Origin of the sequence: Sphingobacterium sp. FBM7-1 (assembly GCF_020687765.1) — a bacterium.
Classification (GTDB): domain Bacteria; phylum Bacteroidota; class Bacteroidia; order Sphingobacteriales; family Sphingobacteriaceae; genus Sphingobacterium.
Genome location: NZ_JAJEWJ010000001.1, coordinates 845,143 through 857,923 on the forward strand (window position 1 = coordinate 845,143; position 12,781 = coordinate 857,923).

10 protein-coding genes and 1 pseudogene are annotated in these 12,781 nt (G+C 42.2%); 9 read left to right on the forward strand and 2 right to left on the reverse strand.

What is annotated here, in order from left to right:
• Positions 1-50: 50 nt before the first annotated feature.
• Genes LKO28_RS03925 through LKO28_RS03935 form a run of 3 tightly spaced genes read left to right on the forward strand, consistent with a single transcriptional unit; the run spans position 51 to position 2,740 of the window.
• Entirely contained in the window at positions 51-995 is a 945-nt protein-coding gene (locus LKO28_RS03925) for a malate dehydrogenase (protein WP_227693391.1), read from the forward strand.
• A 48-nt stretch (positions 996-1,043) separates the two neighbouring features.
• A complete protein-coding gene (locus LKO28_RS03930) occupies positions 1,044-1,481 on the forward strand; it encodes an aspartyl protease family protein (protein WP_227693392.1) in 438 nt (145 codons plus the stop codon).
• An 8-nt stretch (positions 1,482-1,489) separates the two neighbouring features.
• Positions 1,490-2,740 carry an acyloxyacyl hydrolase gene (locus tag LKO28_RS03935; RefSeq protein ID WP_227693393.1) on the forward strand — a complete coding sequence of 417 codons (1,251 nt, stop codon included), beginning with the start codon at positions 1,490-1,492 and terminating at the stop codon, positions 2,738-2,740.
• 9 nt (positions 2,741-2,749) lie between these two features.
• Here the strand turns inward: LKO28_RS03935 and LKO28_RS03940 are convergent, their stop codons facing one another.
• On the reverse strand, positions 2,750-3,973 hold the full coding sequence (locus LKO28_RS03940) for an MFS transporter (RefSeq protein ID WP_227693394.1): 1,224 nt from the start codon (positions 3,971-3,973) through the stop codon (positions 2,750-2,752).
• Positions 3,974-4,094: 121 nt separating this feature from the next.
• Here LKO28_RS03940 and fsa point away from each other — a divergent pair, with 121 nt between their 5' ends.
• The 6 genes and pseudogenes from fsa (at position 4,095) to LKO28_RS03970 (ending at position 11,868) form a co-directional block, all read left to right on the forward strand.
• Entirely contained in the window at positions 4,095-4,754 is a 660-nt protein-coding gene (gene fsa, locus LKO28_RS03945; RefSeq protein ID WP_227693395.1) for a fructose-6-phosphate aldolase, read from the forward strand.
• Positions 4,755-4,930: 176 nt separating this feature from the next.
• Positions 4,931-7,201 (forward strand): annotated as a pseudogene (locus LKO28_RS03950) (ribonucleoside triphosphate reductase).
• A complete protein-coding gene (locus LKO28_RS03955; protein ID WP_227693396.1) occupies positions 7,194-7,874 on the forward strand; it encodes an anaerobic ribonucleoside-triphosphate reductase activating protein in 681 nt (226 codons plus the stop codon). The pseudogene LKO28_RS03950 and the gene LKO28_RS03955 overlap by 8 nt, the downstream one beginning before the upstream one ends.
• A gap of 72 nt (positions 7,875-7,946) precedes the next feature.
• A complete protein-coding gene (locus LKO28_RS03960; protein ID WP_227693397.1) occupies positions 7,947-8,393 on the forward strand; it encodes a Fur family transcriptional regulator in 447 nt (148 codons plus the stop codon).
• A 512-nt stretch (positions 8,394-8,905) separates the two neighbouring features.
• On the forward strand, positions 8,906-11,035 hold the full coding sequence (rnr, locus tag LKO28_RS03965) for a ribonuclease R (RefSeq protein ID WP_227693398.1): 2,130 nt from the start codon (positions 8,906-8,908) through the stop codon (positions 11,033-11,035).
• A 233-nt stretch (positions 11,036-11,268) separates the two neighbouring features.
• Positions 11,269-11,868, forward strand: coding sequence for a nitroreductase family protein (locus LKO28_RS03970; protein WP_227693399.1), 600 nt, complete (start codon positions 11,269-11,271; stop codon positions 11,866-11,868).
• A 159-nt stretch (positions 11,869-12,027) separates the two neighbouring features.
• Here LKO28_RS03970 and pstB read toward each other — a convergent pair whose 3' ends face one another.
• Positions 12,028-12,774, reverse strand: coding sequence for a phosphate ABC transporter ATP-binding protein PstB (pstB, locus tag LKO28_RS03975; protein WP_227693400.1), 747 nt, complete (start codon positions 12,772-12,774; stop codon positions 12,028-12,030).
• Positions 12,775-12,781 lie beyond the last annotated feature (7 nt).

Below are 12,781 nucleotides of genomic sequence, written 5' to 3' on the forward strand. Positions count from 1 at the left end.
TCGTATATTTATCTACACATCATTCGACACCCATACAAAGCGAAAAAAATATGCAGACAAAAATAACAGTTATCGGAGCAGGCGCAGTAGGTGCTACTACGGCAGACAATCTTGTACGGAAGAATATCGCAGAAGAAATTGTGTTACTGGATATTAAAGAGGGCGTTGCGGAAGGAAAGGCACAGGACATGATGCAAACAGCCGCACTTTTAGGATTTGATTCCATAGTAAAAGGCGTTACGAACGATTATACCCAAACAGCGGGTTCGGCGGTTGCAGTGATTACATCAGGCGTTCCTAGAAAACCCGGAATGACAAGAGAAGAACTGATCGGCACTAATGCCGATATCGTGAAGTCTGTAGTGGAAAATTTAGTCAAGCATTCCCCGGATATTATTATTCTGATTGTCGCTAATCCAATGGACACCATGACCTATCTCGCATTAAAAGCTAGTGGTTTACCTAAAAACAGAATTATAGGCATGGGTGGAGCATTGGATTCAGCGCGTTTCAAATATCAAATTTCACAGAAACTACAAGCTTCTGCGAATGATTTGAATGCCATTGTCATCGGAGGGCACGGGGATACGACGATGATTCCATTGATACGGCATGCTACGTGGAATAGCATTCCGGTCAACAGCTTCCTCACACCGGAAGAGCAAGATGATATTGTGAAGAAAACCATGGTAGGAGGTGCAACGCTTACGGCTTTGATTGGTACTTCTGCTTGGTACGCTCCTGGAGCCGCCACAGCAGCTATGGTGGAGAGTATCGTGCGCGACCAAAACAAACTCTTCACAGCATCCGTATTTTTAGAAGGTGAGTTTGATGAAGAAGATATCAACATCGGCGTGCCTGTCATTATAAACAAAAATGGCTGGGATCGCATCGTGCCGTTAACCTTGTCCGAAGAGGAAAAAACATTGTTTAAAAATAGTGCAAATGCGGTACGGAATATGAATCAAGTATTAAAAGACAGTAATATCCTATAACACGTTTTTTTGCATGGGTTTTATGCTTATATTTCCTAAGTTTAACCCATGCAAAAAATTCCGTTCGAAATATTGGAACTACATGGGGATGGTTACCATATATTGATTGATGTCTGTTTATTCGACAAACCCTTTAAAATGGTGCTAGATACAGGAGCATCGAAAACCGTCCTCGATAAAACGACCTTGCTGCAATCAGGCATTCCCGAGGAAAAAATTATGAATACCAACATTATCTCGACCGGATTGGGGACGAATTCTATGGAAAGCTTCATCCTCGAATTACCGACGTTTGAAATAGGCACGTGGAAAATCAAGAAATTTGTCACGGCGGTACTAGATCTGAGTACAGTCAATTACGCCTACGAACAGATGAACTTCCAGCCCGTTATCGGTGTGCTAGGGGGAGATATCTTATTTTCTTACGCCGCACGAATCGATTATCAGAAACGGGTTTTGACCTTACGGGATCGTAAAGTTAGTTAAACAGGCTTATGTTTGGAGGTATAAAATCGGTCTTCTTCCGCGTATTATACTTATACGGTATACTTCTAATTCTTCCGCTTTACACCTTGGGTATAGACACACTTTCGACAGATACATTGTATAAACTGAATAGCGTGAGACGTTTTGTACACCAAGCCGGAATAGAACTCCGACCAGGGCGTATACTCCCAAACATCCCTTTTTACACCGGCCTTAATCATCAACAAAAACCTATTCGAAACGCTTTCTCCACACATCTCAAATATGCCTTTCGATTCCCCGACGGTTCGTTGGGAGATAAAATATATCCGAATACCTATCAAGGAATCGGCCTGTCATTTTACAACTTTGGGAATGAACTAGAATTAGGTAATCCTAAATCGATATATCTTTTTCAACGTTCCGAGATTACCGCCCTGAGCGATCACGTAGCCTTGGATTATGCATGGAACTTTGGCCTGTCGACAGGTTGGAAACCCCACCACTTTATAGAAAACCCATACAATGTCGCGATTGGCTCTAAAACAAATGCGTATCTCAATGCCGGACTTTATTTGAGATGGAGATTAACCACACAAACCCATTTAACCACTGGGCTTGATTTTACACACTTTTCAAACGGGAACACTAATTTCCCCAATGCGGGTCTCAATATGTTAGGCTTGAAATTTGGTGTTTCATATGATTTGCGGAGACGGCAAACGATCCGAAAGCCTGTCGTTTCTTCCGATTCCTTGCCCCCCTATCCAAGACATATTAATTACGATGTAGTTATCTTCGGCTCCTCGCGTCGCAAAGGCGTCGACTTTATGGATCAGCCCGTCGCTTCTCCCCACAAATATCCCGTTATCGGCATGTATTTCGCACCTATGTACAACTGGAGCTATCGGTTTCGTGCGGGAATGTCCGTCGACGCCGTTTATGATGGAAGTGCGAATGTCTATACCGAAGATTATATTATCGGAACCGCCCAAAAGTTTTTTAAGCCGCCTATCAATCAACAAATTGCCTTAGGCATGTCTATCCGAGCAGAATACATCATGCCTATTTTTACGATCGGCGTCGGTTTAGGCAGCAATCTGCTGCACAAGGGAACCGATTTCCGCGGTACCTATCAAACGTTCGTCCTAAAAGTTGCGACCACTAGAAATTCTTTTTTACACATCGGTTATAACCTAAAAGATTTTTATAGACCCAACCACTTAATGCTAGGACTTGGCTATCGATTTAAAAATAAGGCTCCATCTCTGCTTTATTGATCTAAATGCTTATATTCTCTTGAATAACCGCCGGTGAATATGTAATCTTAGATAAGTATAAAAACTTAGCGCAATAACGATACCTGCTGTACCCATAACATACAACGTACTCTTGATTCCTATTGATTCCGCTACCGCACCTACAATAAGCGTCCCGATAGGTGCAACACCTTGAAATGCCATCACGTAATAGCCGATTACCCTAGCCCGGTAGCTTGGCACAGCATGCGTCTGTATATACGTGTTGATCGATGAATTTTGCATCATCATGGCAAACGCCACGATCATCGTAAACACCAGCGCAAATGGTAAAATACGCGCATATGCCAATAAACAAAGTGCTGCTCCCATTAAGAACGCAGAAAATAAAACCCGATACCGGAGGTTTTCTCCTGTTTTTAACCTTGCCATATTGATCGCACCGACCATGGCACCGAAACCCGCTGCACTCTCAAACCATGAAAAAGTAGACTCGTCGCCCGAAAAAAGATCCTTCGCCACCGCAGGCAACAAAGAGGTATATGGAATAACTAACAAACTGGAAAAACACAGGACAATAATCAATGAAGCAATATGTGGCGACCGACTTAAATAGCTAAAACCCGCCTGAAGTGCTTGCCAGTTGCTCTCCTTCGTAAGTTGAGAAGAATCTTCTTTTACTCGCATCAATAGCAAACACACAATAACAGGCACAAAACTGATAAAGTTGACACCAAAACACACGAATTCGCCGTATTCCGTCAGCAAAATTCCTCCAATGGCTGGTCCGACCATTCTAGCCGCATTGAAAATAGAAGAATTTAGGGCAATGGCATTGGGTAGATCCCGCTTATTATCAACAAGAGATATCATCAACGATTGTCTACCGAGAACATCAAACGCATTAATCACCCCCTGTATAAACCCTAAAATGGAGAGAATAAGCACGGTCTCCAACTGCAACCCCACAATTAAGGTCAATGCTCCGGCTTGTAGCATCAGACCTATCTGTGTAATAAATACCAACTTGTACTTTCTATGTTTATCCACAAACGAACCGATAAACGGCGAAAGAATCAGCGATGGAAGCAAGGAAATAAATTGCACAAAGCCTAACCAGAAAACCGAATTGGTTATTTCATAGACCATCCAGCTGATGGCGATACGCTGCATCCAAGTACCTAAAAGCGATATCGCCTGACCAATTACATGTAAACGAAAATTTGGATAGGAAAGCGATTTAAATATGTCCATGAACGGCAAAAATGTTTTGACTAAACTTGACCAGATTGAGAATAATATAATTACTTTTGTAACATACTTAGGTATATTATGTTTTAAAATTTTTTAAATCACTATAAACACTCTAATAAACATGAAATTTTTTATCGATACCGCGAACTTAGCACAGATCAAAGAAGCACAAGATCTTGGCGTGTTAGACGGCGTTACTACCAACCCGAGCTTGATGGCGAAAGAAGGCATCAGTGGAGAAGAAAATGTAATTAATCATTACAAAGCAATCTGTGAAATTGTCGATGGCGATGTAAGTGCAGAAGTTATCTCTACAGACTTCGAAAATATCATCAAAGAAGGAGAAGCATTAGCGGCATTAAACCCCAAAATCGTTGTGAAAGTTCCAATGATCAAAGATGGTATTAAAGCTATCAAATATTTTACACAGAAAGGTATCAAAACAAACTGTACATTGGTTTTTTCCGCTGGCCAAGCTTTATTGGCAGCTAAAGCAGGTGCTACGTATGTATCTCCGTTTATCGGCCGATTAGACGACATCTCGGTAGACGGCTTAGGTCTCATCGAAGAAATTCGTTTAATTTACGACAATTACAGTTTCAAAACACAAATCCTAGCAGCATCTGTACGTCATAGCGCACACTTATTAGGTTGCGCAAAAATCGGTGCAGACGTCATGACAGGGCCGTTATCGGTAATTGTATCGTTATTGAAACACCCACTGACGGATAGTGGATTGGCGCAGTTTTTGGCGGATCACGCAAAAGCAGCGGGAAAATAAAAACAAGGTAATTTATACTAAAAGCCCTTCCAATAAATTCTGGAAGGGCTTTTTTATTTTACTTCTTTCTTTTTTATCATTTATGTTTGGGGTCATAAAAATACGCGGCAATCCCAGCTAAATTTGTGAAGCACATGTCCGGAGTGACGGGACTACTTCAAAACAATATGGTAGCTATGGAAAAATATGTAATCAAGCGAAATGGCGCATACGAGCGTCTAGAAACCTACAAAATACAAGATGCGATTCGAAAAGGTTTTCAAAGTACCTCCTACCCCATTGATGATCGTGTATTTGAACGGATACTGATCGAGCTAGATGAAAAAGAAACATGGGCTGTAGAAGATGTACAAAATAAGATTGAACGTCAATTATACGAACTGGGGTATTTTGAGGTTATGAAATCCTTCATGCTCTATCGGCACACCCGAAAACTACAACGCGAGCACATCGACCATTTTAATGACGACACGACCTATGTGGACAGCAGTCAAACTGTCCATGAATATATCCACCAACAAGATTGGCGCATTAACGCCAATGCCAACACCTCCTATTCCAATGCGGGATTGATCAATAATACTGCTGGAAAAATCATTGCCAACTATTGGCTGGACGCCGTCTATAGCAAAGAAGAAGGGTATGCCCATCGGAATGGCGACATTCATATCCATGATTTAGATTGCCTCACCGGCTATTGTGCCGGTTGGAGCTTAAGGGTTTTGCTTGACGAAGGCTTTAATGGTGTCCGAGGACGCATAGAAAGCCGCCCGCCCTCCCATTTTCGTGAAGCCTTGGGCCAAATGGCAAACTTTCTGGGCATCCTACAGAGTGAATGGGCAGGAGCGCAAGCTTTTAGTTCATTCGACACCTATCTTGCACCCTATGTTTTCAAGGACCAATTGGAATATAACGATGTATTAAAAGCAGTACGCAGCTTCGTGTATAACCTGAATGTTCCCGCTCGCTGGGGTCAGTCTCCCTTTACCAACATCACATTGGATTGGAATGTGCCCGAAGATTTACGGGCGCAAATACCCACTAAAGGCGGGCGGCATCTTTTTGCAGCATTTGACGATCCTGGACTAAGCAGTCGCGCGCGCGAACGTGGCGTCAGCTCCTTGGAGGATTTATGTTATCGGCATTTCCAAGTAGAAATGGATATGATCAATAAAGCCTATTATACGGTCATGACGGAGGGCGATGCGAACGGCCAACCTTTTACTTTTCCCATTCCAACCGTTAATATTACGGAAGATTTTGACTGGCAGAGCGAAAATGCACATTTACTCTTCGAAAACACCGCAAAAATCGGGTCGTCATACTTCCAAAATTTCATCGGGAGCCAGTATATTATCGATGCAGATGGCCAGCGCGTAGAAAATCCCGAAGCATACAAACCCAACGCTGTACGGAGTATGTGTTGCCGATTGCAGTTGGACCTACGTGAACTCCTAAAACGCGGAAACGGTTTATTTGGAAGTGCAGAGATGACCGGAAGCATCGGTGTTGTCACGATCAATATGGCCCGGCTAGGTTACCTTTACGCTGGCCAAATAGAAAAACTCTATGCGCGCCTTGATGAACTCCTTCTATTAGCCAAATCCACGCTGGAAAAGAAGCGACAATTCATCCAAGAACAATACGACAATGGCTTATTTCCTTATACAAAAAGGTATCTAAGCCACTTTCGCAACCATTTCTCCACTATCGGAGTCAACGGAATGAACGAAATGATACGTAATTTCAGTGGCGATACAGAAAATATAGTAAGCGACCGCGGGATAACCTTTGCTTCCGAGCTTTTAGAGCATATTCGACTCCGTTTACGTATATTTCAAGAGGAAACCGGCAACCTTTACAACCTAGAAGCCACCCCCGCCGAAGGAACAACTTATCGTTTCGCAAAAGAAGACAAGAAACGATTTCCCACAATCTTACAGGCCGGAGACGGTGATCACATCTACTATACAAACAGTTCACAGATTCCCGTTGACCATACCGAGGATCCCTTTGAAGCGCTGTTACTACAAGATCAACTCCAATGCAAATACACCGGCGGTACGGTACTCCATCTTTATATGAACGAACGCATCAGTTCGCCTGAAGCCTGCCGAGCCTTTGTACAGACGGTTATCACGAACTTCAAACTTCCATACATCACCGTCACGCCCGTCTTTAGCATCTGCCCCGTGCACGGCTATCTCAATGGCGAACATGAATACTGTCCACAATGCGATGATATTATTATTTCTAACCATCAACATATATAAAACATGACAAACACCGAAAAACAATTGTTGATTTTGCAGCAGAACCAACAAAGACGCAGCAAATGCTTAGTTTACACACGTGTTATGGGATACCATAGGCCCGTAGAAAGCTTTAATATTGGTAAAAAGGGAGAACATCGCCAGCGTACGCATTTTCGAGAACAGCATGGCTAAACCCATTTACAGTATTACACCTTTTACGCTATTGGATTATCCAGACTACCCAGCCTGCATTCTATGGTTTGCAGGCTGTAATATGCGTTGCCTATATTGCTATAATCCCGAAATAGTATTGGGAAAAGGAAAGATTTCGATCAAAGAGACCGAACACTTTTTACAATCACGGAAATCCCTTTTGCAGGGCGTCGTGTTCAGCGGAGGAGAATGTACGTTACACCCCAACTTAATTCAACTCGCTCGAATGGCAAAAGAAATGAGATATAACATCAAAGTCGATACCAATGGTACCCGACCCGACGTTCTTCGTCAGATGCGAGAAGAACACCTACTAGATTATGTTGCATTAGACTTTAAAGGCATGAGGAACAAACATCGCCATATTACTGTATCCGACACCTTTTCTACTTTTGAAAAGAGCTTAAATCTATTACAAAAAATGGCTGTTCCGTTTGAAATCCGAACCACTTGGCACCCAGACCTTCTTTCTATAGAAGACATCACCACTATGGTTAACTTTCTGGCGCAACGCGGATATCAAGGAAAATACTTTATCCAATATTTTATGAATGGTGTCAAAACATTGTCTCCCCTTTCGGACAGACACTGTTATATCGATCCAAAACCTTTATCAACCGCCAACATACAAGTAGAAATCCGAAGCACTTAACGCCGGCGATACACCTTTCTCCCCAGCGGATAAGCCATCGTGTTAAAAAAATTGTGTAAATTTACCTTTATCATGACGGATGAAAAAAACAAAAAAAATAAAGATTTTGCAGAACTTTTGCGGGAAAGCAAACTAAAAGTCACCGCCCCAAGACTGCGTGTTTTAAATGAAATAACGCAAAAAGACGCAGCTATTTCACAACCCGATTTGGAGAAAATAATCGGAAAGGATATCGATAGAGTCACACTTTATCGCATCTTATCCAGCTTTGAAGAAAAAGGAATTGTCCACAAAATCTTCGATTTGAACGGTACAGCAACCTATGCCATGTGCACATCCAACTGTACCGAAAATCACCATCATGACCAACATGTACACTTCATTTGCTCCATCTGCAATAGCGTATATTGTTTGAATGAAGTCAGCCTACCACGCATTAATTTACCTACTCGATTTACCCTACATTCACTCGCTATAAACGCCGTTGGACTTTGTTCGAGTTGCCAAAAAGAAGACTAAATACAGCATTAAATCACTACCAAAAAACAAAAAGCTTTCCCGAATGGGAAAGCTTTTTTTATTGTAAAAAGCCGGTACAACCTCAACAACTGTATCGATTACATATTTTACCTAAAAAATCATAAACATCTTATCTATAACATATTTACAATAGTAAACAAAACATAAAATTAATACATAAAACGATTTTTATAACAGACTTACCCCCCACCAAACCCTCAAACCAGCCTGTAACGCCCACAAACCAACCTATCAGTAAATCACACTTTATCTTTAAGAATCATAAACAACAAATAACCAACATATTAAACAAGATAAAACAAACAATTAATTCATAAATTAAAAAAGACAAAAAACATAAAGACTGAAACGTCCAAAAAGAACTTTTTTATGTATCTTAGTTTATACAAACAAGGTCCCCTCACTCGGAACCTGTCAGCGCCCGATCTTCCTCTTCCACCACCAATACTTTAATTGACGAGGAATAGGATTCGAGCACAACTTTTAAATATATGAGACATAAAAAAGACAACCCATACAAAGAAGTCCTCACCCATCTTATCGTGGACATATTTGAGAAATCAAACAACGCACCTCTCAATTACAAACAGGTAGCTGGAAAACTCAACCTGAGCGATAATGAATCCAAAGATGCGATTTTGGAAATTCTTTCCGACGAAAGCAAATCCGGCAAATTCCTGCAAACAGAACGCGGCAAATTTCAGCTACGCCAATTAAGTGTTTACATTCGAGGCAAGGTCGATATGACGGCCGATGGCTCCGCATATATTGTTCCGGATGACGAACTTGAAAGCGATATTTACGTGGCGCCGCGAAAACTAAGACAGGCACTTCACAACGATATTGTGAAGGTACACGTTTATGAACGCAGACGAGGTCGCAAACGAGAGGGTGAGGTTGTAGAAATTATTCAACGCGCGAAAACAGATTTTACCGGAACAATCGATATCGCAAAATCGTATGCCTTCTTCCTTCCCGATGACAGAAAGATGATTCACGATATATTCGTTCCACTAGATAATCTAAACGGCGCGCAACACGGCGAAAAAGTTGTTGTATCGATTGTGGAATGGCCAAAGAATGCCAAAAACCCTATCGGAAACGTAAAGAGTATCCTCGGTAAAAAAGGAGAGAATGAAACGGAAATGAACGCCATCCTTGCAGATTTCGGCTTCCCCCTATCCTTCCCTCCCGAAGTAGAAGCAGAGGCAAATAAGATCCCCGAACAAGTACCCGCTGATGAGATTCAGAAAAGACGTGATTTCCGCGATGTACTAACCTTTACCATCGACCCTTTTGACGCTAAAGATTTCGATGACGCTATTTCCTTTCAGCAATTGGACAATGGAAACTATGAAATAGGCATACATATTGCCGATGTTTCTCATTACGTACAGCCAGACTCTTTACTGGATAAAGAAGCTTATGAACGGGGCACGTCCGTATACCTGGTCGACCGAGTCATCCCCATGCTTCCGGAACGTTTATCCAACGGTGTATGCTCTTTGCGTCCCCAGGAAGACAAACTATGTTTTTCCGCCGTATTCGAAATGGATAACAAAGCAGCCGTCTTGAACCAGTGGTTCGGGCGGACCGTAATCAATTCTGATCGCCGCTTTAGTTACGAAGAAGCACAAGAGGTCATTGAAACCCAACAAGGCGACCACGCTCCAGAAATCCTCAAACTTAACGAACTAGCCTATATCCTACGGGAACGCAAGTTTAAAAACGGCGCTATCAGCTTCGAAAGCGAAGAAGTTAAATTCCACCTCGATGAAAAAGGGAAACCCCTAGGAGTCTACACCAAAGAGCGGAAGGACGCACATAAACTCATCGAAGATTTTATGTTGCTGGCCAATCGAAAAGTTGCTGAATATATCGGGAAACAGGGAAAAGGTAAAAACAAACCAACCTTCATTTATCGGTTTCACGACACGCCTAACCCAGAGACACTGACCACTTTCTCGCAGTTTGCTTTGCGTTTCGGACACAAACTCTCGATTAAAACCGATAAGGAGGCAGCGAAATCACTAAATACCTTGCTTACCAAAATTGAGGGAGAACGTGAACAAAACCTATTAACAACACTCGCCATACGCTCTATGGCTAAAGCAATTTACACCACCAAAAATACGAGCCATTATGGCCTGGCATTCGATTATTATACCCATTTCACCTCTCCTATTCGTCGTTATCCAGACGTGATGGTACATCGTTTATTGCAATTCTATTTGGACGGCGGAAAGAAGATCAACGCAGAGCATTACGAAAAAATGGCCGAGCATTCCTCCCAAATGGAAAAACGTGCTGCCGACGCAGAACGTGCTTCTATCAAATACAAACAAGCCGAATTTTTGGAAGATCAAATTGGGGTAGAATACACCGGGATCGTATCTGGCGTTACCGAATGGGGCATGTATGTCGAAATCCAAGAGAATAAATGTGAAGGCATGGTACGTCTTCGCGACATTACAGACGACTTCTATACCCTAGACGAAAAAAACTACACCATCATTGGCCAGCGGAAGAAAAAGAAATATCAACTGGGAGATGAGGTACAAATCAAAGTAAAAAAAGTAGATCTAGAAAAAAGACAGATTGATTTCACCTTGGTATCGTAGCACATAACCCACCTGTAGGATACGCAACGTATTTCGGGCGGAAGTTCACCAGACGTTCGCCCGAAATATTTTCCTGTATCGTTAGATCCTTTTTTCCCAAACTACCTACCTATCCATAGCACGCTTTAAAACCCTACTTCCCCACAGCTCGATCGTCACACGCCATTTGCAAAGGTAGTAGACTATATTTAGCTTTGCAGCTGTAAGACATTACGCACAAACAACTTTCAGACATGAACTTTTTAGATATTGCCAAAAACAGATATAGCACGAAACAATACAATCCGGACGAAAAGCTCTCGACAGATATCGTTCAACAATTAACACAAATCTTGCAGCTCAGCCCCTCCTCTATCAATAGCCAACCTTGGAAGTTTACAATTATTTCTGATGAAAAAATTAAAAGCGAAATAGCAAACGTATCCTACCATAACCTCGAAAAAATCAATCAGGCAAGCCACCTCGTTGTATTCAATGTGATCGATCAGGTAGCGAAATTTGAGCAGGAGAACCTCTCGCAATTACCCGAGGGTGCCGTAAATTACTACAACCAACATGTAAAACCCCTAGGTGACGCCGGTATCAAAAACTGGATGCAGCACCAAGTTTATCTTTCCCTAGGCTTTTTCTTGGCCGCCGCCGCCAGTATGGGGATCGACTCCACGCCTATGGAAGGCATTCAGCCCGAGGCCTACAACAACCTATTACAACACGAAGGTTATACCGCATTATTCGCTGTGGCGATCGGTCGCCGTGATCCGGAAGACTTTAATCAACCGACGCGCAAACCAAAATTCCGCAGACCGTTAGAGGAGGTAACAGCCACCATTTAAAGAAGATCTAACCTTTAAGACAAATCCAAAAACCCAATAAATGTGTAAAAGTAAAACAAGGCAACCATAGAACCCAGTGATTTATTGATCATAAAAAAAACCGATCACTCGGTTTTTTTACAGCTGCTATAAAACGCTTACCGCGTATATAACTATCTTCTATCCAAAATGACCGTGAATATAATTGGCGGTCATTTCATTTTCCGGCGATTCAAAGATCTTTTTAGTCGGTCCTTCCTCTTTAATCTCTCCCAGATACAAGAACACCGTCTTATCCGCTATACGCTGTGCCTGTTGCATATTATGCGTCACAATCGCAATCGTATACTTCTTTTTCAAGTAAACGATCAATTCTTCAATTTTCAAGGTACTCACCGGATCCAGTGCCGAGCAAGGCTCATCCATCAAGATCACCTCCGGCCGCAGGGCAACAGCACGAGCAATACACAGACGCTGTTGCTGACCACCGGAAAGACGTGTAGCCGGCATCTTTAAATCGTTTTTCACTTCCTCCCACAAAAACGCTTCCCGAAGCGCCTTCTCTACGACGGATTTGTCGCAAGGCAGATTATTGATCCGCAACCCATACGCAATATTCTCATAGATACTTTTAGGAAAGGGGTTCGCTTTCTGAAAAACCATACCAATCCGCTTACGGATTTCGGTAACCGGAACCGATTTAGCATAGAGATCAAGATCCTCCAGTTGTAATTTACCTGTTATTTTGGCATCGGAAGAAAGATCATGCATCCTATTAAAGGAACGTAGTAAGGTACTCTTTCCACAACCCGACGGACCGATAAGAGCGGTTATTTGATTTTCTACAAATTGGATATCAATATTTTTCAGCACATGCTTTGTCCCGAAACTGATATTTAAATTTTCAGCAGATAACTTTGTTTTCATTTCTATC

Coding starts and splice junctions, on each gene's coding strand:
- LKO28_RS03925 (WP_227693391.1), top strand. CDS start 51: ATGCAGACAAAAATAACAGTTATCGGAGCAGGCGCAGTAGGTGCTACT.
- LKO28_RS03930 (WP_227693392.1), top strand. CDS start 1,044: ATGCAAAAAATTCCGTTCGAAATATTGGAACTACATGGGGATGGTTAC.
- LKO28_RS03935 (WP_227693393.1), top strand. CDS start 1,490: ATGTTTGGAGGTATAAAATCGGTCTTCTTCCGCGTATTATACTTATAC.
- LKO28_RS03940 (WP_227693394.1), bottom strand. CDS start 3,973: ATGGACATATTTAAATCGCTTTCCTATCCAAATTTTCGTTTACATGTA.
- fsa (WP_227693395.1), top strand. CDS start 4,095: ATGAAATTTTTTATCGATACCGCGAACTTAGCACAGATCAAAGAAGCA.
- LKO28_RS03955 (WP_227693396.1), top strand. CDS start 7,194: ATGGCTAAACCCATTTACAGTATTACACCTTTTACGCTATTGGATTAT.
- LKO28_RS03960 (WP_227693397.1), top strand. CDS start 7,947: ATGACGGATGAAAAAAACAAAAAAAATAAAGATTTTGCAGAACTTTTG.
- rnr (WP_227693398.1), top strand. CDS start 8,906: ATGAGACATAAAAAAGACAACCCATACAAAGAAGTCCTCACCCATCTT.
- LKO28_RS03970 (WP_227693399.1), top strand. CDS start 11,269: ATGAACTTTTTAGATATTGCCAAAAACAGATATAGCACGAAACAATAC.
- pstB (WP_227693400.1), bottom strand. CDS start 12,774: ATGAAAACAAAGTTATCTGCTGAAAATTTAAATATCAGTTTCGGGACA.